Consider the following 26,820-nt stretch of genomic DNA (forward strand, 5'->3'; position numbering starts at 1 on the left):
TCTTTCCTTGCGTGGCGGCGCCGGGCTGCGGCGCGGTGGAAGGGAAAACCGGCAAACAGGGTGGTGCGAAATGGTTGCAGATGAAGCTTTCAGGACGCGAAAACGAAAAAACCCAGCCGGCGGGCTGGGTTTTTTTCGGACGAACAGCAGAAAGCTCCGGTTACCCAGCGGAAATGTGGGGTTCCGGTCGACGGGCACGCGACGTCATGCCAGTGGCCTGGCGGGCGGCGCTGCTGTCGTGCTGGAAGTCGGTGAGCTTCATGGCCGAACATCTTTGCATGGGCGGGGGGCCTGCGCAAGGGGCAGGCGTCGCAGAATCAGGGCGAAGCGCCAGCGGTCTGGTCGGCGCCCACCCACGGGGTGATCGACACCCGGATCTTCAGCCGGTTGCCGGGGTCTTCCGGCAGCCGCGAGCGGTACTTGGTGCCCTTGTAGACGTAATCCACGTCGTAGGCGATGGGGCGGCGGAATTCACGGCCCACCGGCACGATGCGGCAGTCGCGGGTCAGCATGGGGCCATTGTTGGCCGGGGCCGGGGCCGGGTTCTCGGCGGCCACCTCGGCGGCGGCCTCCTCGTCGCTGCGCTTGAACATCGAGCGCACCGAGTCCCAGAAGCGGCCGATCCTGCCCTTGTCCTCCACCGGCTCCTCGCCGGTCACGTTCACCGGGGCCAGGGTGCGGGTGGACACCGGCTCGCAGTGCTCTTCGGTACGCGTGGCGCGCAGGGTCTGGAACACCGGCTCGACGTTCAGCACCTGGGCGTAGTCGAACTTCACGTTCTCCACGATCACCACACGGTTGCGCGGCTCGGCCTCCTGGGCCCGGACCACGAACGGCGCCGCCGACAGGCAGGCCAGGGTCAGCAACGCGGTGGTTTTCATTGGCGACGGAAGGAAGGACACGGCAATAGTGTAGGCAGTGACGACCGCAAGGGGCTGAACATTACCCGTCCGCGCCGCTCCTGCCCACCCCACCCCGCCCGCCGGTGGGCCCCGGCGCCCCCAAAGGGGCCCGACACGTTCTAAAATCACAGGCTTGTCCCCCACCCCGATCCCCATGACCCTGCGCCTGCACAACAACCTGACTCGCCAGCTCGAACCGTTCACCCCGATCGATCCGGCCTGTCCGACCCTGTATGTGTGCGGCCCCACGGTCTACAACTACGTGCATATCGGCAACGCCCGTGGCCCGGTGGTGTTCGGGGTGCTGGCCGACCTGCTGCGCCGCCGCTTCGGCGCGCTGCGCTACGCCCGCAACATCACCGACGTGGACGACAAGATCAACACCGCCGCGCGCGAGCAGGGCGTGCCGATCAGCACCATCACCGACAAGTTCGCCGCCGCCTACCGTGAAGACATGGCCGCGCTGGGCGTGGTGCCGCCGGACATCGAGCCGGAAGTAACCGCGCACATGCCGCAGATCATCACCATGATCGAGCAGCTGATCGACAACGGCCATGCCTACGCCGCCGAGGGCCACGTGCTGTTCGCGGTGGCCAGTTTCGATGGCTACGGCAAGCTGTCGCGCCGCGATCCGGAAGAAATGCTGGCCGGCGCCCGCGTGGAAGTGGCGCCGTACAAGCGCGACGCCGGCGATTTCGTGCTGTGGAAGCCGTCCAGCGACGACCTGCCCGGCTGGGAATCGCCGTGGGGCCGCGGCCGCCCGGGCTGGCACATCGAGTGCTCGGCGATGGCCGCCGCCCACCTGGGCGAGACCATCGACATCCACGCCGGCGGCGTGGACCTGCAGTTCCCGCACCACGAGAACGAGATCGCGCAGAGCGAATGCGCCCACGGCGGCAAGGTCTTCGCCCGCTTCTGGCTGCACAACGGCATGCTCAACTTCGGCGGCGCCAAGATGAGCAAGTCGCTGGGCAACATCGAGCGCGTGCACGACCTGGTGCGCCAGCACCCGCCCGAAGCGCTGCGCCTGGCCCTGCTGTCGGCCCACTACCGGCAGCCGCTGGACTGGTCCGATGCACTCATTGAACAGTCCGCGCGTACCCTGGACCGCCTGTACGGAACCCTGCGCGACCTGCTGGACGTGGATGCTGCGGCCGTCATTCCGGCGTCGGTGGAAGCCACTCTGGACGATGACCTGAACACCCCGCAGGCGCTGGCCGAGGTCGCCCGCATTGCCGGCGAGGCCCGCCGTGCCACCGACCCGACCGAGCGCGCGCGCCTGAAGAGCGAACTGCTCGGCGCCGGCCTGGCGCTGGGCCTGCTGCAGGCCAACCCGGCGCAGTGGTTCGGCACCGCCGCCAGCGAAGGCGACGACGATGCGCGCATCCAGGGCCTGATCGACGAACGTGCCGCAGCCAAGCAGGCCCGCGATTTCGCCCGCTCCGACGCCATCCGCGACCAGCTGGCCGCCGAGGGCATCGTGCTGGAAGACACCCCGCAGGGCGTGCGCTGGGTGCGCAAGCGCGCCTGACCGCCCTGCCCCGTGGCCGGCGCCCCCGGCCACGCCCCCACTGCAGAGACCGTTGTGACCGACTCCCCGTTCCCGCTTGAACCCACCGCCGCCGAGGCGCAGAGCGCCATTGCCGAAGAATTCGCCTTCTTCGGTGACTGGTCCGAACGCTACCAGTACCTGATCGACCTGGGCCGCAAGCTGCCGACCTTCCCGGAAGAGTGGAAGACCGAAGAGCACCGCCTGCTGGGCTGCCAGTCGATGGTGTGGATCGTGCCGGAAGGCAACGCGCAGTCGCTGCGCTTCCACGCCATCAGCGATTCGGCCATCGTCTCGGGCCTGATCTTCCTGGCCCTGCGCGTGTACTCGGGCCGCTCGGCCCAGGAAATCCTGGCCACCGAACCCAGCTACATCCAGGACATCGGCCTGGCCCGCCACCTGTCGCCCACCCGCAGTAATGGCGTGGCCGCCATGCTGGCCTTCATCCGCGAGACCGCGCAGGCCCAGCTGCAGCGCGAACAGCCGTGACCGCCGCCGCCACTGGAGAGGAAGGCGCGCTGGCCCTGCTGGGCCGGCCCGGCTTTGCCAAGCTGCTGGCCTACCGCATCTTCGCCATGCTGTCCTACCAGGTGGTGGCCGTCACCGTCGGCTGGCACATCTACGAAGTCACCCGCAATCCGTTCTCGCTGGGCCTGGTCGGCCTGGCCGAGGTGCTGCCGTTCTTCTGCGTGGCGCCGTTTGCCGGCTATCTGGTGGACCACCTGCCGCGGCGCCGGCTGGGCATGGTCGCCTGCGCCGGGCTGGTGGCCACGGCCATCGTGCTGACCTGCGTGGCAAAGGGCTGGTTGCCGTTCCACGGGGTCTGGCCGATCTATGCGGCCATCGCCCTGACCGGCATGGTGCGTGCCTTCCTGTCGCCCATCTACAACGCCCTGTTCGCCCGCGTGCTGGCCCGTGAGCAGTTCGCGCGCGGCGCCGGGCTGGGCAGCGTGGTGTTCCAGTCGGGCATGGTGGTGGGCCCGGCGCTGGGCGGCATCCTGGTCGGCTGGGGCGGCAAGGGCCTTTCCTACGCGGTGGCCACCGGCTTCGCACTGGTCGCGCTGGGCTGCCTGGCCACACTGAAAGTGAGCGAGCCGGTGCATGACGGCCCGGCTGCGCCGATCTTCAAGAGCATCGCCGAAGGCGCCCGCTTCGTGGTCGGCAACCGCATCATGGTCGGCGCGATGGCGCTGGACATGTTCTCGGTGCTGCTGGGCGGCGTGGTGGCGATGCTGCCGGCCTTTCTGCAGGAGATCCTGCACCACGGCCCGGAAGGGCTGGGCATCCTGCGCGCGGCACCGGCACTGGGTTCGATCGCGGTCGGCCTGTGGCTGGCCCGCCACCCGCTGCAGAAGAACGCCGGGCGCGTGCTGCTGTTCGCCGTGGCCGGGTTCGGCCTGTGCGTGGTCAGCTTCGGCCTGTCCCAGCACTTCTGGCTGTCGGCGCTGATCCTGCTGTTCTACGGGGCGTTCGATGGCGTTTCCGTGGTGGTGCGCTCGACCATCCTGCAGCTGGCCACGCCCGAGGAAATGCGCGGGCGCGTGTCTTCAATCAACGGCATCTTCATCAGCTCGTCCAACGAACTGGGCGCGTTCTACGCCGGCACGATGGCCAAGCTGCTGGGCCTGGTGCCGGCGGTGGTGCTGGGCGGCTGCGCGGTGCTGGGCGTGGCCGGCATCACCGCCTGGAAGAACCCGACGCTGCGGAAATTGAATCTGCGCGACCTGCAATAAGCTCGCCGTTGTAGAGTCGAGCCATGCTCGACTGCTCTTCAGAAGCGCCAGTCGAGCATGGCTCGACTCTACAAGAGCCAGGCAGTCGAACATGGCTCGACTCTACAAGAGCCAGGCAGTCGAGCATGGCTCGACGCTACAAACAAAAAACCCGGCCAAGGCCGGGTTTTTCGCATGACCACACAACGCTCTGGAATCAGTCGCCCTGCTGCTTCTGCAGGTGCTCCCAACGCTCCTGGGCGTCGATGGTGCGCTCGGCGGTCAGGCGCGCTTCCAGGCGCTCCAGGCCGATTTCTTCACCGGTATCCACGCAGTAGCCGTAGTCACCTGCTTCCAGGCGCTTGAGGGTGCTGTCGATCTTGCCGATCAGCTTGCGGTAGCGGTCACGGGTACGCAGTTCCAGCGAGTTCTCGGTCTCGCGGGTCGCACGCTCGGCTTCGTCGCCGATGTCACGCACTTCCTCGCGCAGGTTCTCGATGGTCTGCTTGGATTCTTCCACCAGGTCACCACGCCAGTTCTGCAGGCGCTGACGGAAGTATTCCTGCTGCAGCGAGCTCATGTATTCCTCTTCCGAGGACGGCTTGTAGCCAGCCGGCAGGATCGGGCGGCCAGTGGCCTCGTCGGTCTTGTATTCGATGACCTTGTACTTGCTGCGCGGGGCCGGCGCCGCCGAACGGGCGGTCACAGCCACGGCAACCTTGCCGACGGGGCGCGACACGGTCTTCGGAGCGGTATCAGGATTCACGGCGGATTTCACGGCGGTCTTGGCAGGCGATTTCGAAACGGGCACGGGATTCTTGGATTGCGGGGCCTTCGATGCAACCGGGGCAGCGGCCGCAGCCGGCTTGGGGGCCGGAGGGGCAGCAACCACGGGGGCGGTCTTGGCCGGGACAGGCTTGGCCGGAGCAGGCTTTGCGGCAGGCTTCGGTGCGGACTTCACTACGGGGGCCGGGGCCGGCTTTGCAGCCGGCTTGGCAACATTCTTTGCGGCCTTCTTTACAACGGCAGGTGCGGGCGCCGGTTTAGCGGCAGCCGCCTTTTTCGCGACGGGCTTGGCAGCCCCCTTGCTGGCCACCGGCTTCGGTGCCGGCTTGGGCGCGGCCTTCCTGGCAACCGGTTTGGGCGCCGGCTTGGCGGCAGCCTTCTTCACCGGAGCAGTCTTGGCAGCGGTCTTCTTCGCCACCGGGGCCTTCTTCGCCGCGGCCGCAGGCTTCGCCTTCGCCGGCGCTGCCTTCTTGGCCACGGCGGGTTTGGCGGCCTTGGCCGGGGTCTTCTTTGCGGTGGCCTTCCTGGCCGCCGGTTGCGATGACGCCGCCTTCGCTGCCGGCTTGCTGGCCGACTTCGGGGCAACGGGCTTGGCCGCCAACTTCTTCACAACAGGCTTGGCGGTTTTCTTGGCGGCCTTGACGGCCTTCTTTGCAGTTTTTTTAGCAGCCACGAAACGCTCTTCCTTGGATTCCCCGGGGCCCGGGAAAGCGGGCCTTTATAGCCTACCCGACCGGCAGCAGCAACCTTGGGGGCCTGCTCCATTCAGTCCTGGAGCCAGCGGGCCCAACGTGGCGGTCCGAACAACCTGGCCGCCCTGCGCGGTGCGGAACCTGGCCGACACCTGCAAGGGTGCCAGCACCGGTCGCAGGCCATCGGCGACATGCGACCAACGGCCCATCCTGCACAAATGCGGCCTTCATGCCAACTGGCATAAGATGACTGGGTGATCTCGCGCCTGCTCATCGCCCTGCTGCGCTTCTACAAGCGCTTCATCAGCCCCCTGCTGGGGCCGCGCTGCCGTTTCGTGCCCAGTTGTTCTGAATACGCGATGGAGGCCATCGGCCGCCACGGCCCGCTGCGCGGCAGCTGGCTGGCCGCGCGCCGGCTGGGCCGCTGCCACCCCTTCCATCCCGGCGGCTTCGATCCAGTGCCCGAGTCTTCCCACGCCCCTTCTTGCCGTTGCACAGGAAAACACTGACATGTCCTCCACCCTCATCACCAATGCCCGCATGGTCAACGAAGGCCGCACCTTCGACGGCGACCTGCGCATCGAGAACGGCCGCATCGCGCAGATCGGCAGCGGGCTGACCCCGCGCGACGGCGAACAGGTGGTGGACGCGGCGGGGCGCTGGCTGCTGCCCGGCATGATCGACGACCAGGTGCATTTCCGCGAACCGGGCCTGACCCACAAGGGCGACATCGCCAGCGAATCGGCGGCGGCCGTGGCCGGTGGCCTGACCAGCTTCATGGACATGCCCAATACCAATCCGCCCACGCTGGATTCGACCATCCTGGAGGCCAAGTACGAACTGGCCCGCGGCCGCGCCTGGGCCAACTATGGCTTCTACCACGGCGCCAGCAACGACAACCTGGAAGCGATCCGCGCACTGGACCCGAAGAAGGCCCCGGGCGTGAAGGTGTTCATGGGCGCGTCCACCGGCAACATGCTGGTGGATGACCCGGACACGCTGGATGCGATCTTCCGCGAATGCCCGACCCCGATCATCACGCACTGCGAAGACACGCCGATGATCGATGCCAACCTGAAGGCATTCCAGGAAAAGTACGGCGATGCGCTGACCCCGGACATGCACCCGGACATCCGTTCGCGCGAGGCCTGCATCAAGTCCACCCGCCTGGCCATGTCGCTGGCGCGCAAGCACGGCACCCGCCTGCACGTGCTGCACATTTCCACTGCCGACGAACTGGCGCTGTTCGAGAAGGGCCCGCTGATCCGCGCCGACGGCAGCCGCAAGCAGATCACCGCCGAAACCTGCGTGCACTTCCTGCACTTCGCGCGCCCCGATTACGCGACCAAGGGCAACCTGATCAAGTGCAACCCGGCCATCAAGGAAGTGTCCGACCGCGAGGCGATCACCGCCGCGCTGGCTGACGATGTGCTGGACGTGCTGGCCACCGACCACGCCCCGCATACCTGGGAAGAGAAGCAGAAGCCCTATGCGCAGGCGCCGTCGGGCCTGCCGCTGGTGCAGTACGCCCTGGTGGCCGCGCTGGAGCGCGTGCACGAAGGCAAGCTGACCCGCGAGCAGGTGGTGCAGAAGTTCGCCCATGCCCCGGCGCAGCTGTTCGACGTGGAAGAGCGCGGCTTCCTGCGCGAAGGCTACTTCGCCGACCTGGTGCTGGTGGAAGACGTGCCGTTCACCGTCAAGCGCGAGGACGTGCTGTCCAAGTGCGGCTGGTCGCCGTTTGAAGGCACCACCTTCCGCTCGCGTGTGGCCTCGACCTGGGTGAACGGCCAGCTGGTGTGGAACGGCAGCAAGCTGGTGGGCGAACCGGCCGGCCAGCGCATGACCTACGACCGCTGATGCGTTCGGCACTTCTGTTCGGGGCGCTGCTGTTGGCCGCGCCCCTGCTCAACGCACCGCCGGCACAAGCGCAGGATGGCATCGGCAGCCTGATCGACAGCCGCGTGGTGTTCCCGCCCAGCGCCTCGCAGGGCGCCATGGTGATCGGCAAGGTGCCGGCCGGCAGTCACGTGCGCTACGCCGGCCGCGACCTGCGCGTAAGCAACTACGGCAGCGTGGTGTTCGGCATCGGCCGCGACGAGAAAGGCCCGCTGCAGGTGCAGGTGCAGCGCCCGGATGGCGGCAGCGAGACGGCCACGATTTCGGTGACCCCGCGCGACTGGCCGACCGAGCGCGTGAACGGCGTGCCGCCGAAGACGGTGAATCCACCGCCGGCGATTGCCGAGCGCATCAAGCGCGAACAGGCGCAGGTGACCGCGGCGCGCGCCCGCGATGACAACCGCACCGACTTCACCCAGACCTTCATCTGGCCGGTGCAGGGCCGCATCAGCGGCCGCTTCGGCAATGCACGCGTGTACAACGGCCAGCCCGGCGCAGGCCATTCCGGCATGGATATCGCGGTGCCCACCGGCACCCCGGTGAAGGCGCCAGCCGCCGGCGTGGTCACCTTCGCCGGCCCGGATCTGTACCTGACCGGCGGCACGTTGCTGATCGACCATGGCTACGGCATCAGCTCGAACTTCCTGCACCTGTCACGCATCGACGTGAAGGTGGGGGATCGTGTCGAGCAGGGCCAGGTGATTGCCGCCGTCGGCGCCACCGGCCGCGCCACCGGCCCGCACCTGCACTGGGGCATGAACTGGTTCGATACCCGCATCGACCCGTTGCTGGTGCTGGAACGCAAATAGCGCGCGCAATGCGCTTGGGTGGGGTCATGATCCGGTAGCGCCGGGCCATGCCCGGCGAGCGCAATGCGCCTTGGTAGGTGCCGACCTTGGTCGGCACGATCCCCAGAGCGTGCGGACCGGGCATTCATCCACGCATGGCGTGGATCTACCGCAATGCGATTTGGTCGGCACGATCCCGTAGCGCGTGCGGACCAAGGTCCGCACCTACCAGAAGCGATCGGGCACGAGCCCGCAGCGCGCGCGGACCCGGCATTCATCCACACATGGCGTGGATCTACCGCAATGCGATTTGGTAGGTGCCGACCTTGGTCGGCACGATCCCCAGAGCGTGCGGACCAAGGTCCGCACCCACCAACAGCGATCAGCCGTGTGCGGACCAAGGTCCGCACCCGCAAGGAGCGATCAGCCGCGTGCGGCCCACCACACGCGCAGCAGCGTGCGTACCGGGGTGGCTTCGATCGGCTTGCCTGCGGCCTGCGCGGCCACGCGGGCGCGGGCCAGGCTGGACCAGATACGGCGCGGACGCGGGCCCGGCACGCGGGTGCCCCACCCCTTCAGCAGATGCTGCGCCCAGCGTTGGCTGGCCGTGCTGGCGTCCTCGTCCAGCAGGCTGCGCGGCACACCGGCCACGCCAGCGTCTTGCAGGCGCTGGGCCAGGGTCTGCAGCTGCACGGCACGGCCCGCGCCCTTGCGCGGGGTGTCGTTGAACAGCACCGCCTCCACCGCCGCCACGGCCTCAGCGTACTGGGCCAGCGCGCGCTCGGCGCCGGCGGCGTCCAGCGCGACCGTGCGTGCCTCGACCAGGTCCGGCAGGGCCTCGGCCAACTGTGCCCACGGCGCGCGCACCGGCTCCAGCAGGCGCCCCAGCGGATGGCGCGAGCGCTGCCCGGCCCAGCTGCGCAGCTCTTCGCCCCACCACGCCAGCTTGGCGTCGGCCGGCAGCGGATCGCCACTGGTGTTGAGCATGTCGTCGAATTCCTGCAGCAGCGCGAACCACGCCACGGCCAGGTCACGTTGCGGCTCGGCCACGAACGGTGCGGCCACCGACCATTCCGGCCAGCGGCTGCGCCACTTGTCGAGGAAGCTTTCCAGCGCGGTACTGCTCACTACGTTGTTCCTTACGGCTGGGCCGGGGCTGCCGGCCGGGTCGGCCACAGACTGGCCAGTTGCAGAAGTTCGGCGTTTTCCACCAGCACGTCGGCCTGCCAGGCCAGCGGATCGTCGCTGTGCAGGCGGTAGCCCCACAGCGCCGCCACCGACGGCATGGCAGCCGCACGCGCGGCGAGGATGTCGCGCTCGTCGTCGCCCACGTACACGCAGTCTTCGGCGGCAACGCCCATGGCCTGCGCGGCATGCAGCAGCGGCAGCGGGTGCGGCTTGCGTTCGGCCAGCGTATCGCCACCCACCAGCACCGCGCAGCGCTGCTGCCAGCCCTGCTGCGGCAGGACCAGGCGCGCCAGGTATTCCGGCTTGTTGGTGACGATGCCCCACACCGTGCCCGCCGCATCCAGCGCGGCCAGCATGCCGGCCACGCCGTCAAACAGCACCGCGTGCCGGCCGATCAGCGCCTCATAGCGCTGCAGGAATTCGGGAATCAATGCGTCACGCGCGGCGTCGTCCAGATCCGGGAAGGCGGCGCCGACCATGGCGCGCGACCCCTTGGACACCACCGGGCGCAGCTGCGCCGGGTCCACCGGCGCGCGGCCGCGCTCGGCCAGCATCGCATCGCAGGTGGCGACGAAGTCCGGCGCACTGTCCAGCAGCGTGCCGTCCAGGTCGAACAGCACCGCGCGCGGGAACGACGCGCTGCTCATTCCGGCTTGACCGCGTAGGCCAGGTAGTTGATGTCGGTGCGGCTGCTCAGCCGGGCGTGGTTGCGCCACGGCTCGTAGGCCATGCCGCTGACATCGACCAGCTGCACATCCGCCTCGCGCAGCCAGCGGGCCAGCTCGGCCGGCTTGATGAATTCCTGGTAGTGGTGGGTGCCCTTGGGCAGCAGCCGTGCCACGTACTCGGCGCCGACAATGGCCACCGCAAACGCGGCGGCAGTGCGGTTGATGGTGGACAGGAACAGGTGGCCGCCCGGCTTCAGCAGGCGCTTGCAGGCTTCGATGATCGCCCCCGGGTCCGGCACGTGCTCAAGCATTTCCATGCAGGTGACCACATCGAAGCTGCCGGGCTGTTCGGCGGCCAGGTCCTCGGCGGCCTGCACGCGGTAGTCCACCTTCGCGCCGCTTTCCAGCGCGTGCAGGCGGGCCACCTTCACCAGTTCCGGGGCCAGGTCGATGGCCGTCACGTCAGCGCCGGCCTGGGCCAGCGCCTCGCTCAGCAGGCCGCCACCGCAGCCGATGTCCAGCACACGCGCACCGCGCAGCGGCACGCGGTCGGTCACGTACTTCAGGCGCACCGGATTGAGCGCGTGCAGCGGCTTCTGCGGGCCGTCAGCGTCCCACCAGCGGTTGGCGAGCGCGGCGAACTTGTCCAGCTCGGCCTGATCGAAATTGGAGGATGCGTGCGGGGCGGTCATGGGAAATCCTTGCGGCGCCGTCGGTCAGGCGCGGATATGGCGGATGCGCTCGCGCCACTGGCGCGCATTGGCGATGATGCCGGGCAGGTCCATGCCGACCAGCTCGCGCTGCACCAGCTTGGGCTTGCCGGCAATCCAGACGTCGCTGACCTGCTGGCGGCCGGTGGCGTACACCAGCTGCGACAGCACGTTGTGCAGCGGCTGGGTTTCCAGCGCGGACAGGTCAACGCAGACCAGGTCGGCCTGCTTGCCGACTTCAATCGAACCAATGCGCTCGCCGAAGCCCAGCGCGCGTGCGCCGCCCAGGGTCGAGGCGCGCAGCGTGGTGGCCGCATCCAGCGCGGTGGCATCGTCAGCCACGGCCTTGGCCAGGATGGCCGCGGTGCGGTTCTCGCTGAACATGTCCAGGTCGTTGTTGCTGGCGCAGCCGTCGGTGCCGATCGCCAGGTTCACCCCGGCGCGCTGCAGGGCGCAGGCCGGGCAGAAACCGGAAGCCAGCTTCAGGTTCGATTCCGGGCAGTGCACCACGCTGACACCACGTTCGGCGCACAGGTGGATTTCAGCATCGGTCAGCTGGGTCATGTGCACCGCGATCAGGCGGTCGTTGACCAGGCCCAGGCGATCCAGCCGCGCCAGCGGACGCTGGCCGTGCAGCTTGATCGAATCGGTGATTTCCTGCGCGGTTTCATGGGTGTGCAGGTGTACCTGCATGTCCAACTGGTCGGACAGCATGCGCACGCGCTCGAAATTGGCGTCGTTCACCGTGTACGGCGCATGCGGCGCGAACGCGGTGCCGATCAGCGGGTCGCTGCGCCACTGGTCGTGCAGCTCACCGGCCTTGGCGAAGTACTCGTCATCGGTCTTGGCCCAGGCGGTGGGGAAATCGATGATGACCGCACCCACCAGCGCGCGGAAACCGTGCTTCTTGTAGACCGCGGCCTGCACGTCACCGAAGAAATAGTTTTCGTTGGCACAGGTGGTGCCACCGCGCAGCATCTCGGCAATGGCCAGGGTGGTGCCGTCGGCCACGAATTCGGGCCCGATCACCGCCGCTTCCACCGGCCAGATGTGCTGCTGCAGCCAGGTCATCAACGGCAGATCGTCGGCCACGCCGCGCAGCAGGGTCATCGGGTTGTGCGTATGCGCGTTCACCAGCCCCGGCATCAGCGCCGCCTCGGGACGGCTGACCACCTGCGCGGCGCGGAAGCGCGCGCGGGCCTCGGCACGCGGCAGAATGGCAACGATTTCGCTGCCACGCACGGCCACGGCATGGTCTTCCAGCACCACCGCATGCGGCTCGATCGGAACGACATAACCGGCTTCGATGAGCAGGTCGCAGGCTTCGGGGAGGTGCGGGCTATCGCTCATGCGGGCTCACTTGGCTGTGGGGGAACGTGATGGCAGGGGCGCGCCTGGCGGGAGGCGGTAGCGCCGGGCCATGCCCGGCGGCTGTCCGCTGCGGCGCCATGGGCGCCAGCAACGGGTCCGGGCGGTGCCCGGAAAGCCGAGCATGGCTCGGCTCTACAGGTAATCCGGCTGCGCCGGATTACTTGACGCGCGAGGAGTATTCGCCCGAGCGGGTATCAACCTTGATGATTTCATCCTGGTTGACGAACAGCGGCACGCGCACCACGGCACCGGTTTCCAGGGTGGCCGGCTTGCCGCCGCCGCCCGAGGTGTCACCACGCACGCCCGGATCGGTTTCGGTGATCTTCAGTTCAACGAAGTTCGGCGGCTGCACGAAGATCGGCGCGCCGTTGAACAGGGTCACGATGCAGGCTTCTTCGCCCTTCAGCCACTTTTCGGCGCCGCCCATGCCGGCCTTGTCGGCCTGCACCTGCTCGAAGGTTTCCGGGTCCATGAAGTGCCAGTACTCGCCATCGCTGTACATGTAGTTCATGTCGGTGTCGACAACGTCGGCCACTTCAAGGTCGTCGGTCGCCTTCATGGTCAGTTCCACCACGCGGCCGGAACGGATGAAGCGGTACTTCACGCGGGTGAAGGCCTGGCCCTTGCCCGGCTTCACATACTCGGTATCCGTGATGACCGCCGGTTCGTTGTTGACCAGGATCTTCATCCCGTTCTTGACGTCATTCATGCCCACAGTGGCCATGCTCAAGCTCCTCAAATGGCAAAACCGCCGCGGGTGCGGCGAGCCGGATAGAATGGAAAGCCCACCGGAACCCCGGTGGGCAACTGATTTATGCCCCCATGATAACCGCAGGCCCCCTCTCCATGCAGCTTTCCGCCTTCCCCCGGCCCCAGTCTCCGGGCGCGCCCGCACGCTGGCAGCAGCTCTGGCGGCAGGCACTGCGTGACCCGCAGCAGCTGCTGGCCCAGCTGGGCCTGGACCCGGCCGCGCTGGGGGTTTCCGAAGCGGCCATGGCGCAGTTCGCGCTGCGCGTGCCGCAGGGGTTCGTCGCCCGCATGCGCCACGGCGATGCCAGCGACCCGCTGCTGCGCCAGGTGCTGCCGATCGATGCGGAAATGCAGGTGGTCCCCGGGTTCAGCTTCGATGCGGTGGGCGATGGCGCGGCCAAGAAGGCCACCGGGGTCATCCAGAAGTACCGTGGCCGCGCCCTGCTGGTAGCCACCGGCAGCTGCGCGATCAACTGCCGCTACTGCTTCCGCCGGCACTTCGACTACGGCGCGGAAAACGCAGCCAAGGGCGGCTGGCAGGAGGCGGTGCAGGCCATTGCCGACGATGCGGACATCGACGAGGTGATCCTGTCCGGCGGCGACCCGCTGTCGCTGGCCACCCACAAGCTGGTGGAACTGACCGACGCGCTGCGGCAGATTCCCCACGTGCGCCGCCTGCGCATCCACACCCGCCTGCCCATCGTGCTGCCCGAACGCGTGGACGATGAACTGCTGGCCTGGCTGGGCAGCCTGCCCTGGCCGCTGGCGATTGTGGTTCACGCCAACCATGCCAACGAGTTCGATGCCAACGTCGACGGCGCCATGGCGCGCCTGCGCGGCACCGGTGCGCAGCTGCTGAACCAGGCGGTGCTGCTGCGCGGGGTGAACGACAGCGTGCAGGCCCTGCAGGACCTGAGCGAACGCAGCTTCGCCGCCGGCGTGCTGCCGTACTACCTGCACCAGCTGGACCGGGTGGAAGGCGTGGCCCACTTTGAAGTGGACGATGTACAGGCCAAGGCACTGGTGGCCGGCCTGACCGCGCGGCTGTCCGGTTACCTGGTGCCGAAGCTGGTGCGGGAACTGCCGGGCGACCCGAGCAAGCGCCCGGTGTAAGGCGGGGGCCGGGGTCAGAGCCCTTTTCGTGCGAAAAGGGATCTGACCCTTGGACAACGGGTTGTCAAAGCCCCGATTCGATCATCCGCACCACTTCGGTGGCGGTCACCGGGTGGCTCAAGCGGTAGCCCTGGCCCAGGTCGCAGCCGCGCTGGGCCAGCAGCTCGAACTGCGCTTCCTGCTCGATGCCTTCGGCCACCACGGTGATGCCCAGTGCATGGGCCATGGCGATGATGGCCGTGGTCAGGGCCAGGTCATCCGGGTCGCGCTGCATGTCGGCCACGAAGCTCTTGTCGATCTTCACGCCATCCACCGGCACCTGGCGCAGGTGGCTGAGGCCGGAGAAGCCGGTGCCGAAGTCGTCCAGCCACACCTTCACGCCGGTGCGGTGCAGCTTGTCCAGCAGCTGTGCGGCAACCATTTCATCGCCGATCACCGCCGTTTCGGTCAGCTCCAGGTGCAGGCGTGAAGCGGGCAGGCCGGATTCGTGCAGGCACTGCGCCACCAGGGCGGGCAGTTCACCACCGCGCAGCTGCCGCGGCGACACGTTCACCGACACGAACAGCTCATCGCCGGCCGCGCCACGCGGCCACTGCGAGGCCTCCATGCACGCGGCGCGCAGCACCTTCGGCCCGATGATCTCGATCAGCCCGCTCTGCTCGGCCACTTCAATGAACACCGACGGTGGAATGGTGCCCAGCGTGGGGTGCTGCCAGCGCAGCAGCACTTCCACGCCCACCAGGCGGCGGTCGCGCATGCGGAAGATCGGCTGGTAGGCCAGGCGCAGTTCGCCGCGCTCCCAGGCGCCGCGCAGTTCCTGTTCCATGTGCACGCGGCGTTCGACCGCGTGGTCCATGGCCCGGCTGTAGTACCGGAAGCAGTTCTTGCCGGCCATCTTGGCCTGGTACATGGCGATGTCGCCGTTCTTCAGCAGCGTGGTGGCATCGGCGGCATCGTCGGGGAACAGGGTCACGCCGATGGAGGTGCCCAGGAACAGCTCGCGGCCCTGCACCACCAACGGCTTGCCCAGCTCGCGCACCAGTACTTCGGCCAGCAGGCGGGCATTGGCTGCCACATCACCGTCGCCGACCAGGATCACGAACTCGTCGCCACCGAACCGCGCCAGCAAGGCTTCGTCACCGCCGGCTTCGGCCACCGCGCTGGAAATGCGCTGGGCGAACTGCAGCAGCGCCTCGTCACCGGCCTCATGGCCCAGGGTGTCGTTCACCCGCTTGAAGTCATCGATGTCGGCAAACAGCAGCCCCAGGCGATGCCCGGACGCGCGCGCCGCCATCAGGCGGTGGTCCAGCGCTTCGCGGAAGGCCAGGCGGTTGGTCAGCCCGGTCAGCGCATCGGTATAGGCCATGTGCCGCACTTCGCGGTCATGGCGGGCAATGGCATCGCGCATGCGGGCGAAGCCGCGCACCAGCTCACCCACCTCGTCGTCGCGGGTGTTTTCGGCCAGCGGCGCCTGGTAATCACCGGCTTCGATACGGCGCGCGGCCGCCGCCAGCTCGCGGATGGGCGTGACCAGCGTGCGCTGCACGTACATGATCACCACCACCCCGATCACCACCAGCAGGCCCAGCATCAGCAGCAGCCAGCCCAGGTGGCGGCTGCCGACCTGCTGCAGGCGTTGGCCCAGGGTCGCGTTGGCGGCCACTTCGCGCTCATGCACCTCGTCCAGCGCCATGCCCACGCGCACGCCACCGATACGCTGCTTGCCCACGGTGATCGGCATGGCGTTGTCCAGCACGGTGGGCGACTGCTGCACCACCAGGGTCTGTGCCTTCACCGCACCACGGGCCAGCGGGTCGTCCATTTCGCGGCCGAAGCCGGCCACGTCCAGCGAGCCGTCGTGCACCAGGCGCCCGCGCTCGTCGAACACCAGCACATAGCGCACCACCGGCTGCCGCGCCGTACCGCGCACCAGCGCACCGACCTGGTCCAGGTCGTTGTAGTACAGCGGGTTGGCCAGCGAATCAGACAGTTCACGCGCCAGCGCCTCGCCGCGGCTGCGCACGCTGCGATCGAACAGCTCGTGGATCACCCCGCCGCTGAGGCTCTTCACCTCGCTCTGCATCGATGCCTGGCGCCCCAGCAGCACGGCCAGGATCGCGATCACCACCAGCATTGCCCCGCCCATGGCGAGCAGGAATCGGGCCTGCATCCCGGAGCCGAGCCACTTCATTCAACTTCCATCCGCACGCGCGTCAACCCTTGTTTCAATTCGTCCAGCCGCTGCTGCGCATGCGCATCGACGCGGTGGAACCCGGATGTACCAAAAAAACGCTGCAATGCCACCTGCGCACGCGGATCGGACGCCGCCTGCAGCAGCACCTGCTGCAGCCGCTCGCGCACCCGCGGGTCCAGGTCGCCACGCACCACTTCCACCGCGCGCGGGTAAGGCTCGGTGCGCAGCAGCACGCGGAAATCGCGGCGGAACGCTGCCGGCACCCGCGCCTCATCATCCCAGTCCACGCTGCTGACCGCACCGCCGTCGGCCAGCCCCTTGTGCACGAAGGTGGCCACGTTCAGTTCGCTGCGGGCAAACACATAGCCCACCGCGTCCGGGCCGGGCACATCCCAGTTACCGGCCAGGATCTGCGGCGTCACGCCACGCTCAAGCAGGGTCATCACCGGCACCAGGTAGGCGCTGGTGGACGCGGTGTTCTGCAGGGCCAGGCGATGCCCGCGCAGGTCTTCCACACGCTGCAGCGCACTGTCGCGGCGCACGAAGAACACCGTGTGGTACTCGCGCACGCCGCTGCGCTCGGTCAGCAGCAGCGGTTGCGCACCGCTGCGCAGGCCCAGCGCCACCGCGGTCCCGGCCGTTTCCGTGACCCAGTCGACCCGACCGCGGCGCAGATAGCTGGCCATCTGCTGCGGATCGCGCGCCATCAAGATGCGCCCTTCGCGGATGCCCACGTCGTGCATGCGGGCCACCACGTAGTCCAGCAACGGTTGCAGCTGTTCGTAATGCGCCTTCGGGTTGTCGCTGATCCGCCCCAGCACCAGCACCGGGTCGGGCGCCGGCGCAGCATGCGCCATCCCGGCCAGCAGCACCCAGGCCAGGCTCAGCAGTCCCCCCTGCATTGCCTTCCGCAGACCCGACACCACGATTCATCCCCCAGGTAATCGCGACAGACTACCTGAAAAAATGAGAACTTCGTCAGCCCTGCGGATCCTTCGGCTGCGCCAGCCGGGCCATGCGCTGGGCGTCGGCCAGGATGCCGCGCAGCAGGCGCACTTCCTGCTCGCTGGGCTCGGCACGCAGGAACAGGCGGCGCAGCTTGCGCATGGCCGATTCGGGCGCCCGCCCCTTGTGGAAATCGATCTCGTCCAGGGTCTGCCCCAGCTGGCCGAAGAAGCTCTCCAGCTGTTCATGGCTGGCCGCCTGTTCGCGCAGGCCTTCTTCAGGCTGCGCCGCCGGCTGTTCGCCCAGCAGGCGCATGCGCGTTTCATAGGCCAGCACCTGCACCGCCGCGGCCAGGTTGAGCGAACTGAACGCCGGGTCGGACGGAATATGCACGGCGGCGTGGCACAGCTGCAGCTCTTCGTTGGTCAGGCCGGTGCGCTCGCGGCCGAACACCAGCGCCACCTCGGCGCCCTGCCCGGCCTTGTCCACCGCACGGGCGGCGGCATCGACCGGCAGGAACTCTTCCAGCTGCACCCGGCGCGCGCGGGCCGTGCAGCCCAGCACCAGGGTGCAGTCGGCAACGGCCTCGGCCAGGGTGGACACCACGGGCGCGTCACCCAGCACGTCTTCGGCACCGGCCGAGCGGCGGAAGGCCTCCTCGTCCAGCGGCTTTTCGGGGGCGACCAGCACCAGCCGGGCCAGGCCCATGGTCTTCAGGGCGCGCGCGGCGGCCCCCATGTTGCCGGGGTGCTGGGTGCCAACAAGGACGAAACGGATGCGGGTGGCGGCGGGAAACTGGGACATGAACAGGGAAAAGGTCGAGCTGGACGAAGACCAATGGTAAACTGTGCGGCCGGCCACTGCGCCGGACCCGCTCTTTTCCCCCGCCAGCCCTTCTCTTCTGCCTTTCCGGGAGCCCACGCCATGCAGAAACCCGCCGTCACCGTCATGGTCAAGGCCGCCCGCCTCGCCGGCAACGTCCTGTTGCGCAACATCAACAAGCTCGAGGCGCTGAATGTGGTGCAGAAGGGCCGCATGGACTACGCCAGCGAAGTCGATGCCGATGCGGAAAAGGTGATCGTCAAGGAACTCAAGCGCGCCTACCCCGACTACGGCATCTTCGGTGAAGAAGGTGGCGTGCAGGGCGAGCGTCGCCAGATGTGGGTCATCGACCCGCTCGATGGCACCAGCAACTACCTGCGCGGCGTGCCGCACTACTGCGTTTCCATCGCCCTGGTGGAAAACGGCGAACCGACCGACGCGGTGATCTTCGACCCGCTGCGCAATGAACTGTTCACCGCCAGCCGTGGTGCCGGTGCCGTGCTCAACGACCGTCGCATCCGCGTGGCCGACCGCAAGGACCTGGAAGGCACCATGATCCACACCGGCTTCGCGCCGCGTGAGCGCAGCCGCGCCAGCGCACAGCTGAAGGCGCTGGACGCACTGCTGGTGCATGCCGAAGACGTGCGCCGCACCGGTTCGGCCGCGCTGGACCTGGCCTACGTGGCCTGCGGCCGCGCCGATGCCTACTTCGAAGCCGGCGTGAAGGCCTGGGACGTGGCCGCTGGCCTGCTGCTGGTGCGCGAAGCCGGCGGCAAGGTGTGCGACTTCAAGGGCGCCACCCTGGGCCGCATGGACAACCGCGGCCCGGACACCCACCAGATCGTGGCCGGCAACCTGAAGGTAGCCGAAGCCCTGCAGAAGGTGCTGGTGAACACCGCCTACGCCGCCGAGTTCGACGCGAAGTTCTGAGCGTCCACGTAACGCAATTCACTGAAACGGCACCTGCGAGGGTGCCGTTTTCGTTTGTGCACCCGGAGATTGGTTTCCGCGACCGCGGAGGGGTGTCACTTTCTTTGCGCGCAAAGAAAGTAACCAAAGAAACGCTCCGCCGACCGCGAGCCGACGTGCTGCGCACGCCGGTGCCCTGCGCTTCTCGGCGAACCAGGGGACGGCGCCGAACTCGCTGCGCTCAAACATCGGCGCCTCTTCGCCCCTGCTTCACCTGCGATGCTCGGCTCGCTCAAGGCGGACTGGAAGGTCAAGATCAACAGCAACAGCATCCACGCGTGGCGTGGATCTACCGGGTGTAGTTGTGGCATTACCGACGCATGCATCACCGCAAACAAGAACGCCCGGCGCGAGGCCAGGCGTTCCTGCACTACCTTGAAAGCCGAGGCTTACGCCACCGTCGAAGCCCGCAGCGCGGCAATGCGCTCTTCCAGCGGCGGGTGGCTCATGAACAGCTTCTTGGCGGTCGAGCCGGCAATACCGAAGGCGGCGATCTGGCTGGGCAGCGTGCTCTGGCCATGGTTCAGCTGCAGGCGCTCCAGCGCGGCAATCATCTTCTGGCGACCGGCCAGCGATGCACCACCGGCGTCGGCACGAAATTCGCGATGGCGCGAGAACCACATCGAGATCATGGTGGCGAACAGGCCGAACACCATCTCCAGCACGAACACGATGATGTAGTACGCAAAGCCACGGCCGCCGCCTTCGCGGTTACCCGACAGCGCACTGTCGATCACACCACCGACCACGCGGGCCAGCACGATCACGAAGGTGTTCAGCACGCCCTGCAGCAGCGCCATGGTGATCATGTCACCGTTGGCCACGTGGGCGATCTCGTGGCCCAGCACGGCCTCGGCCTCGTCTTCGCTCATGTTGTGCAGCAGGCCGGTGGACACGGCCACCAGCGCGTTGTTGCGGTTGGCGCCGGTGGCGAACGCATTGATTTCCGGGCCGTCATACACGGCCACTTCCGGCATGCCGATGCCGGCGGCCTTGGCCTGGCGTTCAACGGTGGCCAGCAGCCAGCGCTCGGTCGGGTTGCGCGGCTCGGTGATCACCACCGCGCCGGTGGAACGCTTGGCCATCCACTTGGACAGCAGCAGCGAAATGAAGGAGCCGCCGAAGCCGAAGATCGCGGCCATCACCAGCAGGCCGCTCATCTGGCTGGGATTGACCCCCAGCAGCGACATCACGATGCTGGCCAGGATAAGCACGGCAAAGTTCGTGGCTAGAAAGAGTGCGATGCGGGTGAACATGGGAAATTCCGGCTCGGAAGGGGTCGATATCTGCCAATTTGCGGTGCAGTCAGCTTGAATTCAAGCGCCAACCTGACCGACGATTCAGCCAGCATGACCTCCTCCATTCCCTGCGGCCGCTTTGCGCCCTCGCCCACCGGCCTGCTGCACCCCGGTTCCCTGCTTGCCGCCTTCGGCAGTTGGCTGCTCGCGCGCCACGCCGGCGGCCTCTGGCGGCTGCGCATTGAAGACGTGGATCCGCCGCGCACCGTGCCAGGTGCCGCGCAGGCGCAGCTACGCACCCTGGCCGATTTCGGCCTGGCCCACGATGGCCCGGTGCTCTGGCAGAGCGAGCGCAACGCCGTCTACCAGGCCGCGCTGGATGTGCTGCTGGCCAGCGATCTGGCCTTCGTCTGCCACTGCAGCCGCAGCGATCTGACAGCCAGCGGCGGCATCCACCACCGCTGCGTGGCCCGCACGCCGCGACCGGACCCGGCCGTCCGCTTCCGGGTGCCGCCGGGCAGCGTGGTCCGCTTCATCGACGGCCTGCGCGGCCCGCAGCAGCAGGACGTACACGCAGAGGTTGGCGATTTCGTGCTGCGCCGCGCCGACGGCTGCTGGGCCTACCAGCTGGCGGTGGTGGTGGACGATGCCGCACAGGGCGTGACCGAGGTGGTGCGCGGCGCCGACCTGCTCGATTCCACCGCCCGCCAGATCCTGTTGCAGCAGGCCCTGGGCCTGGCCGTGCCGCGCTACTGGCACCTGCCGCTGCTGCTGGATTCACCGGGCCACAAGCTGTCCAAATCGCTGGCGGCCCTGCCGGTGGACAGCGCGCGGCCGCTGCCAGTCCTGCGCCAGCTGTGGGCACTGCTGGGGCAGCCGCCGGCGGCCCTGGACGACTGCGCAGACCTGCACACGCTGCTGCAGGCCGCCCGGCGCGCCTTCGATCCGGCGCGCCTGCCACGGCAGGACATCCTGCTGGCCGACGGCGCACTTTCCGCGCCGATGTTGCAGAATCCCCTTTCCCCCACCTGAAACCCGGACAGCATTCCATGACATCTCGCGTCGCACTGGTCACCGGCGGAACCGGCGGCATCGGTACCGCCATCTGCCAACGCCTGGCCGACCAGGGCCACCGGGTCGCCACCAACTACCGCGACGAAGCCAAGGCCCGCGCCTGGCAGCAGGCCATGACTGCGCGCGGCTACAACGTGTCGATCTTCCCCGGCGATGTCTCCGACCCGGCCAGCGCCGAGGCCATGGTGCGCGCGGTGGAAGCCGAACTGGGCCCGGTCGAGATCCTGGTCAACAACGCCGGCATCACCCGCGATACCACTTTCCATCGCATGCGCGCCGAGCAGTGGCACGATGTGATCAACACCAACCTCAATTCGGTGTTCAACGTCACCCGCCCGGTGATCGAAGGCATGCGCCGCCGCGGCTGGGGCCGGGTCATCCAGATCAGCTCGATCAACGGCCTGAAGGGCCAGTACGGCCAGGCCAACTACGCCGCGGCCAAGGCCGGCATGCACGGCTTCACCATCTCGCTGGCACGCGAGAACGCCGGCTTCGGCATTACCGTCAACACCATTTCGCCGGGCTACGTGGCCACCGACATGGTGATGGCCGTGCCCGAAGAGGTGCGCGCCAAGATCATTGCCGACATTCCCACCGGGCGCCTGGGCAAGCCGGAGGAAATCGCCTATGGCGTGTCGTTCCTGGTGGCCGACGAGGCGGCCTGGATCACCGGCAGCAACCTGGACATCAACGGCGGCCACCACATGGGCTGGTAAGCCGCGCAACCCGGGCGGCCGCGCCGCTCCGGGGCGGTCGCGGCGCGCCCATGCTGCGCAGCACGCAAACCCTTGCTGCGCAACATGATCGGCGTGCAAAGCCAAGCCCGGCGGGGGCTGGGGCGGTTGCCAAGGCTTGTGCACTGCGCCATGCTGCACATCTACTGTGACGAGTACCGCTTCATGGCTGCGACCCGCATCATCAAGAAGTATCCGAATCGTCGTCTGTACGACACCGAGATTTCCAGCTACATCACCATCGAAGACGTGCGCCAGCTGATCCTGGATGGCGAGGATTTCGAGGTCCGCGACGCCAAGAGCGGCGACGACCTGACCCGCTCGGTGCTGCTGCAGATCATTGCCGACCAGGAACAGGACGGCGAACCGATGCTGTCCACCCAGCTGCTGAGCCAGCTGATCCGCTTCTATGGCGATTCGCTGCAGGGCTTCATGGGCAACTACCTGGAACGCAGCATGCAGGTCTTCCTGGACCAGCAGCAGCAGTTCCGCCAGCAGATGGGCAATCTGCTGGGGCAGACCCCGTGGGCGATGATGAACCAGCTGACCGAACGCAACCTGGAGCTGTGGCAGGAATTCCAGCGCAACATGGGCGCCGGCTTCGGCGGCCCGCGCCCGGGCGGCACCGGTACCGGCACTGGCAGCAAGCCGAACGAGGGCGGTGCCAGCACCGGCACCGGCACCGGCGGCAAGACCCGCCGCTGAGCCCGGCCATCGGCTGCAACGAAAACGGCGCGCCCCTGGCGCGCCGTTTTTTTTGTTGCAGCCGTCGTTGCCGCGTCATCCACGCGTGGCGTGGATCTACCGCTTGCACCCCGTGCACACGCGCTCGACCTTGTAGCCCTTGGCCTTCAGCTTTTCCACCACGCCATCGCTGCCCAGCAGGTGCAGCCCGCCCACCACCACCAGGGTGCCACCCTGCCCGGCCTGCAGGTACGGCACCAGCTTGGGCACCCAGGCGTCGTTGCGGCCGGTGTTGATGCGCTGGTAGAGCTGCGGGTACTGCTGGCGCATTTCCATGGCCATCTTGTTCCACAGCAGGCGCTCATCGCCGCGGCGCCAGGCATCGTGCAGCTGGCGTGCCTGCGCATCGCCCTTGGCCACCTCGTCCAGCGACTCGGCCAGCATCTGCCGCTGTTCGGTGGCGCTCATGCCGTCCAGCATGCTGATCTGGGTATCGATGTCTTCCAGGCCCGCGGTCCTGCGCCCGGTCTTCTGCGCGCGCTCCATGAAATGGCGGTCCAGGCCCAGCGCCGGGTCCAGGCCCATCTTCTGCATCTGCCCGACCGAAATGGTCAGGCCCACGAACCAGGCCTTCATGCCCTGCAACTGCGCCAGCGGCAGGTTGTTGCTGGCCGCAAACGCCTGCAGCTTCTGCCAGGTCGCCTCGTCCAGGTCGCGCTTGAGCTCGCTGCCGTCGGTGCGGGTGGCAGCCTGCACCATGCGGCTGGCCAGCTGCGGCGACTGCATGTCTTCCGGTGACAGTTCAAACACCACGCGCTGCGAGGCGTCGAAGGCCTTTTCGACATCGGCCGACAACGGATAGTCCTGCGCGGTGAGCAGGTGGAACGAGCCGAGCAGGTACAGGCGCGCATCACCGGCGCCGGTCACCTTCCACAGCAGCGGTACCGGCGGCTTGCTGGCGCCGCTCTCGGCAGGCGCACCGCGCGCGGCCGCCAGGGGCGCAACGGCACAGGCCAGCAACAGTGCAGCACTTCGCACCAGGGTTCTGATCGACATGGTCAGCCCTCTCCCGGGGGCAGGTGGTAGGCCTTCTCGCCCGCATCCACGCGCAGGTCCATCCGGTTTTCCGGCGGCGACAGCGGACAGGTCGCGAAGGCGGTGAAGGCACAGGGCGGGTTATAAGCGTGGTTGAAGTCCAGGGTCAGGCTGCCGTTCGCGGCCGGCGCGGCGGTGTCCAGGTAGCGGCCGGCCGGATAGCTGCCATGGCCGCTGGTGCGGTCGGCGAAGATCAGGAACAGGGGCTGGCCCGGTTCACCGATGGCTTCAAGGCGCCATTGCCGTCCATCACGCTCGAACTCCACCGCCCCTGCATTGGGCATGTCGGTGGTCAGGCCGGTGATGTCGACGATGGGCAGGGTCTTGCCCGCCGGGTGGGCGATGAACCGCGCCGGCACCTGCCACTGGGTACCGCCCGGCCAGTACTGCAGGCCGGCGAAATCGCGCCGGGCCGCCGCATCGGCGTGCTTCACCCGCAGCGCGTCACGCGGGCCACGGCGGATCAGGCTCAACTGGCCCTTGCCGCCATCGAAGGCCAGCAGCGTGGGCTGCGCGTCCTTGTCGGTGTCCATGCGGATCCGGCCCCGCACCGGCTGCCCCTCGTGGGTCACGTCGGTGCCGGCTTCGGGGGTGAACCACCATTGACTGCCTTCACGACGCAGCAGGCCCAGCTTGGCCGGGCCCACCGCCAGGCGGATGCCACTGGTGGCACCGCTACCGATGAAGTGCGATTTGTTCTGCAGCCAGTGCAGGCCCACCAGCGCGGTCCAGCCATCGGGCCGCACCAGATCCTGGTAGCGCTGCACACGCCACTGCTGCTGTTGCGCGGCGAAGGCCGGATCTTCGGTCTGTGCCGGCACCGGCGCAGGGGCCGGACTGCAGGCTGCCAGCGCCAGGGCGACCAGCAGGCCGCCCGCTCCCCAGTAACGCATGGATGCTCCCCTCCAGGTAGCGCGGCTCAGCGGCCGCGCAGGAACCAGCGGTCGATCTCCGCCAGCGAAAAACGGGCCCAGGTCGGCCGACCGTGGTTGCACTGGCCGGACCGCTCGGTGATCTCCATGTCGCGCAGCAAGGCGTTCATTTCCGGCACGGTCAGGCGACGGTTGGCGCGCACCGCGCCGTGGCAGGCCATGGTCGACAGCAGTTCGTCACGCGCACTGGCAATGCGCCGGCTCTGGCCGTGCTCACGCAGATCGGTCAGCACGTCGCGCAGCAGGCCCTCCGGCTCGGCATTGGCCAGCAGTGCCGGAATGCTGCGCACATGCAGCGCACCCGGGCCGGCACGGGTCACTTCAAACCCCAGCGCGGCCAGCGTTTCCGCTTCGGTCTCAGCGGTATCGGCCTCGCGCTCGCCCACGGCCAGGGTAATCGGCACCAGCAACGGCTGCGACTGCAGGCCGATGCCATCGTGCGCATTCTTCAGCCGTTCGTAGCCGATGCGCTCGTGGGCGGCATGCATGTCCACCACGATCAGGCCTTCGGCGTTCTCGGCCAGGATGTAGATGCCGTGCAGCTGGGCGATGGCGTAACCCAGCGGCGGCACGCCAGCATCGGCGCTGGTTGCCGGCAGGCCGTTCTCGCTGGGCATGGGCGGCAGCGCGCCGCTGCGTTCACCGGCACCGGCGCTGGCATACAGCGCCGCGTAGGCGGCTGGCGCATCGGCCACCTGCAGGCCCAGCGGCTGCTGCGGGCGCCAGCCGGAGAAACCACCACCGCCGCCGCCCGAACCGGGCGCGGGGCCGCGCACCAGGCCAAAGCCCGACGCCCCGGCAGGGGACGGCACCGGCGCACCCGCGGGGTCTACGGGGTGGGCCGCACCGGCACCGATCTCCTGCGCGGACACGCCGGCGCGGGTATCGGCCAGCGCGTCCTTCAGCGTGCGGTAGACGAAATCGTGCACCAGCCGCGAATCACGGAAGCGCACTTCGTGCTTGGCCGGATGCACGTTCACGTCCACCCGGGTCGGGTCCAGTTCCAGGAACAGCACATACGCCGGCTGGCGGCCGTGATACAGCACATCGCCGTAGGCCATCTTCACCGCGTGCGCCACGCTGCGGTCACGCACCGAACGGCCGTTCACGTACAGATACTGCTGGTCGGCGCTGGCCCGCGAATAATGCGGCTGGGCGATCCAGCCGTGCAGGCGCAGGCCGGCACCGCTGTGGTCCACGCGCACCGCCTGGGTGGCGAAATCCTCGCCCAGCGTTTCCGCCAACCGCGTATCGGAGTACAGATCACCCGGTTTGTAGCGCCGCGATGCCTTGCCGTTGTGCGACACGCGCAGCTCGACATCGGGCCGTGCCAGCGCCAGCGAACGCAGCCACTCTTCGATATGACCCAGTTCGGTGCGCTCGGCGCGCAGGAACTTGCGCCGTGCCGGCACGTTGTAGAACAGCTCGCGCACTTCCACCGTGGTGCCCGGCGCATGCGCGCGCGGGGTCACTTCACCGATCTTGCCGCCTTCGATCTGCAGCGCCGAACCGTGTTCGTCATGCGCGCGGCGCGAGGCCAGGGTGAAGCGGCTGACCGAGGCGATGGACGGCAGTGCTTCGCCGCGGAAGCCCAGCGTGGCCACCGATTCCAGATCGTCCAGATCGGCGATCTTGCTGGTGGCGTGCCGCGATACCGCCAGCGGCAACTGTTCCGGCGCGATGCCGCTGCCGTTGTCGCGGATGCGGATCAGGCGCACGCCGCCCTCTTCCAGATCGATGTCGACGCGGCTGGCGCCGGCATCGATGGCGTTCTCGACAAGTTCCTTCACGACCGACGCAGGGCGTTCGACCACTTCGCCGGCGGCGATCTGGTTGATCAGGATTTCCGGCAACGGCCGGATCGGGCGCGGATGAGCATCAGACTTCATCCAGCGATGATAACGGAGCCGCCATGGGTAGAGTCGAGCCATGCTCGACTGACGGGTTGCCGGTAAGGTCCAGTCGAGCGCGGCTCGACTCTACAGAAAGCAGAAACCCGCCTTCGGCG

Annotated in this window: 25 protein-coding genes; 11 read left to right on the plus strand and 14 right to left on the minus strand. The window is 68.1% G+C overall.

Translation table 11 applies throughout. From position 1 onward, the window contains the following. Window positions 1-317: 317 nt before the first annotated feature. A complete protein-coding gene (locus tag C1933_RS13145) occupies window positions 318-881 on the minus strand; it encodes a hypothetical protein (protein ID WP_108750134.1) in 564 nt (187 codons plus the stop codon). A 175-nt stretch (window positions 882-1,056) separates the two neighbouring features. Here C1933_RS13145 and cysS point away from each other — a divergent pair, with 175 nt between their 5' ends. From cysS to C1933_RS13160, 3 genes are read left to right on the plus strand one after another with little or no spacing between them, the layout of a single operon-like run. After that, window positions 1,057-2,433 carry a cysteine--tRNA ligase gene (gene cysS / locus C1933_RS13150; RefSeq protein WP_108753628.1) on the plus strand — a complete coding sequence of 459 codons (1,377 nt, stop codon included), beginning with the start codon at window positions 1,057-1,059 and terminating at the stop codon, window positions 2,431-2,433. 54 nt (window positions 2,434-2,487) lie between these two features. Then, the gene (locus tag C1933_RS13155; protein WP_108753629.1) at window positions 2,488-2,940 is read left to right on the plus strand and encodes a SufE family protein; all 453 of its coding nucleotides are present in this window, start codon (window positions 2,488-2,490) and stop codon (window positions 2,938-2,940) included. Next, window positions 2,937-4,184, plus strand: coding sequence for an MFS transporter (locus C1933_RS13160; RefSeq protein WP_108753630.1), 1,248 nt, complete (start codon window positions 2,937-2,939; stop codon window positions 4,182-4,184). The genes C1933_RS13155 and C1933_RS13160 overlap by 4 nt, the downstream gene beginning before the upstream one ends. A 196-nt stretch (window positions 4,185-4,380) precedes the next feature. On the opposite strand, the gene dksA is transcribed toward C1933_RS13160, so the two are convergent. After that, on the minus strand, window positions 4,381-5,622 hold the full coding sequence (gene dksA, locus C1933_RS13165) for an RNA polymerase-binding protein DksA (RefSeq protein ID WP_108753631.1): 1,242 nt from the start codon (window positions 5,620-5,622) through the stop codon (window positions 4,381-4,383). 273 nt (window positions 5,623-5,895) lie between these two features. Between dksA and yidD the strand changes: the two genes are divergently transcribed. The 3 genes from yidD to C1933_RS13180 are packed head-to-tail and all read left to right on the plus strand — an operon-like array spanning window position 5,896 to window position 8,346. Next, complete coding sequence (yidD, locus tag C1933_RS13170) at window positions 5,896-6,150, plus strand: membrane protein insertion efficiency factor YidD (RefSeq protein ID WP_108750139.1); 255 nt, start codon at window positions 5,896-5,898, stop codon at window positions 6,148-6,150. A gap of 1 nt (window position 6,151) precedes the next feature. Continuing rightward, complete coding sequence (locus C1933_RS13175) at window positions 6,152-7,498, plus strand: dihydroorotase (RefSeq protein ID WP_108753632.1); 1,347 nt, start codon at window positions 6,152-6,154, stop codon at window positions 7,496-7,498. Further along, window positions 7,498-8,346: a M23 family metallopeptidase gene (locus C1933_RS13180; RefSeq protein WP_164275592.1), complete on the plus strand. Its 849-nt coding sequence runs from the start codon at window positions 7,498-7,500 to the stop codon at window positions 8,344-8,346. Before C1933_RS13175 ends, C1933_RS13180 begins: the two co-directional genes overlap by 1 nt. Window positions 8,347-8,748: 402 nt before the next feature. On the opposite strand, the gene C1933_RS13185 is transcribed toward C1933_RS13180, so the two are convergent. The 5 genes from C1933_RS13185 to efp form a co-directional block, all read right to left on the minus strand. Continuing rightward, window positions 8,749-9,453, minus strand: a complete 705-nt coding sequence (locus C1933_RS13185; RefSeq protein ID WP_108753634.1) for a squalene/phytoene synthase family protein — start codon at window positions 9,451-9,453, stop codon at window positions 8,749-8,751. Between the two features lie 11 nt (window positions 9,454-9,464). Continuing rightward, window positions 9,465-10,160: a phosphoglycolate phosphatase gene (locus tag C1933_RS13190; RefSeq protein ID WP_108753635.1), complete on the minus strand. Its 696-nt coding sequence runs from the start codon at window positions 10,158-10,160 to the stop codon at window positions 9,465-9,467. Continuing rightward, the gene (ubiG, locus tag C1933_RS13195) at window positions 10,157-10,873 is read right to left on the minus strand and encodes a bifunctional 2-polyprenyl-6-hydroxyphenol methylase/3-demethylubiquinol 3-O-methyltransferase UbiG (RefSeq protein WP_108753636.1); all 717 of its coding nucleotides are present in this window, start codon (window positions 10,871-10,873) and stop codon (window positions 10,157-10,159) included. The genes C1933_RS13190 and ubiG overlap by 4 nt, the downstream gene beginning before the upstream one ends. 24 nt (window positions 10,874-10,897) lie before the next feature. After that, on the minus strand, window positions 10,898-12,241 hold the full coding sequence (locus tag C1933_RS13200; protein ID WP_108753637.1) for a TRZ/ATZ family hydrolase: 1,344 nt from the start codon (window positions 12,239-12,241) through the stop codon (window positions 10,898-10,900). Window positions 12,242-12,419: 178 nt separating this feature from the next. Further along, window positions 12,420-12,986, minus strand: coding sequence for an elongation factor P (gene efp / locus C1933_RS13205; RefSeq protein WP_108750146.1), 567 nt, complete (start codon window positions 12,984-12,986; stop codon window positions 12,420-12,422). A gap of 98 nt (window positions 12,987-13,084) precedes the next feature. Between efp and epmB the strand changes: the two genes are divergently transcribed. Next, entirely contained in the window at window positions 13,085-14,125 is a 1,041-nt protein-coding gene (epmB, locus tag C1933_RS13210) for an EF-P beta-lysylation protein EpmB (protein WP_108753638.1), read from the plus strand. Window positions 14,126-14,189: 64 nt separating this feature from the next. On the opposite strand, the gene C1933_RS13215 is transcribed toward epmB, so the two are convergent. The 3 genes from C1933_RS13215 to C1933_RS13225 form a co-directional block, all read right to left on the minus strand. Next, complete coding sequence (locus C1933_RS13215; RefSeq protein WP_108753639.1) at window positions 14,190-16,316, minus strand: EAL domain-containing protein; 2,127 nt, start codon at window positions 16,314-16,316, stop codon at window positions 14,190-14,192. Then, the gene (locus C1933_RS13220) at window positions 16,313-17,221 is read right to left on the minus strand and encodes a phosphate/phosphite/phosphonate ABC transporter substrate-binding protein (RefSeq protein WP_108753640.1); all 909 of its coding nucleotides are present in this window, start codon (window positions 17,219-17,221) and stop codon (window positions 16,313-16,315) included. Before C1933_RS13220 ends, C1933_RS13215 begins: the two co-directional genes overlap by 4 nt. A 76-nt stretch (window positions 17,222-17,297) precedes the next feature. Beyond that, window positions 17,298-18,068, minus strand: coding sequence for an RNA methyltransferase (locus tag C1933_RS13225; protein ID WP_108753641.1), 771 nt, complete (start codon window positions 18,066-18,068; stop codon window positions 17,298-17,300). 120 nt (window positions 18,069-18,188) lie between these two features. Between C1933_RS13225 and C1933_RS13230 the strand changes: the two genes are divergently transcribed. Next, the gene (locus C1933_RS13230; RefSeq protein ID WP_108753642.1) at window positions 18,189-19,016 is read left to right on the plus strand and encodes an inositol monophosphatase family protein; all 828 of its coding nucleotides are present in this window, start codon (window positions 18,189-18,191) and stop codon (window positions 19,014-19,016) included. 428 nt (window positions 19,017-19,444) lie between these two features. On the opposite strand, the gene htpX is transcribed toward C1933_RS13230, so the two are convergent. Next, window positions 19,445-20,311 (minus strand): protease HtpX, encoded by an 867-nt coding sequence (htpX, locus tag C1933_RS13235; RefSeq protein ID WP_108750152.1) that lies wholly within the window; start codon window positions 20,309-20,311, stop codon window positions 19,445-19,447. A gap of 93 nt (window positions 20,312-20,404) precedes the next feature. Here htpX and gluQRS point away from each other — a divergent pair, with 93 nt between their 5' ends. From gluQRS to phaR, 3 genes are all read left to right on the plus strand, one after another. Next, window positions 20,405-21,325: a tRNA glutamyl-Q(34) synthetase GluQRS gene (gluQRS, locus tag C1933_RS13240; RefSeq protein ID WP_108753643.1), complete on the plus strand. Its 921-nt coding sequence runs from the start codon at window positions 20,405-20,407 to the stop codon at window positions 21,323-21,325. Between the two features lie 17 nt (window positions 21,326-21,342). Then, on the plus strand, window positions 21,343-22,083 hold the full coding sequence (locus C1933_RS13245) for a beta-ketoacyl-ACP reductase (protein WP_108753644.1): 741 nt from the start codon (window positions 21,343-21,345) through the stop codon (window positions 22,081-22,083). Between the two features lie 183 nt (window positions 22,084-22,266). Then, window positions 22,267-22,806, plus strand: coding sequence for a polyhydroxyalkanoate synthesis repressor PhaR (phaR, locus tag C1933_RS13250; protein WP_108754841.1), 540 nt, complete (start codon window positions 22,267-22,269; stop codon window positions 22,804-22,806). Between the two features lie 96 nt (window positions 22,807-22,902). Here phaR and C1933_RS13255 read toward each other — a convergent pair whose 3' ends face one another. The 3 genes from C1933_RS13255 to mutL are packed head-to-tail and all read right to left on the minus strand — an operon-like array spanning window position 22,903 to window position 26,701. Then, window positions 22,903-23,841: a TraB/GumN family protein gene (locus tag C1933_RS13255; RefSeq protein ID WP_108753645.1), complete on the minus strand. Its 939-nt coding sequence runs from the start codon at window positions 23,839-23,841 to the stop codon at window positions 22,903-22,905. 2 nt (window positions 23,842-23,843) lie between these two features. Then, on the minus strand, window positions 23,844-24,773 hold the full coding sequence (locus tag C1933_RS13260; RefSeq protein ID WP_108753646.1) for a DUF1684 domain-containing protein: 930 nt from the start codon (window positions 24,771-24,773) through the stop codon (window positions 23,844-23,846). A gap of 26 nt (window positions 24,774-24,799) precedes the next feature. Further along, a complete protein-coding gene (gene mutL, locus C1933_RS13265; RefSeq protein ID WP_108753647.1) occupies window positions 24,800-26,701 on the minus strand; it encodes a DNA mismatch repair endonuclease MutL in 1,902 nt (633 codons plus the stop codon). Between the last annotated feature and the right edge of the window lie 119 nt (window positions 26,702-26,820).

The organism is Stenotrophomonas sp. ZAC14D2_NAIMI4_6, from assembly GCF_003086875.1.
In the GTDB taxonomy this organism is placed as follows: Bacteria; Pseudomonadota; Gammaproteobacteria; order Xanthomonadales; family Xanthomonadaceae; genus Stenotrophomonas.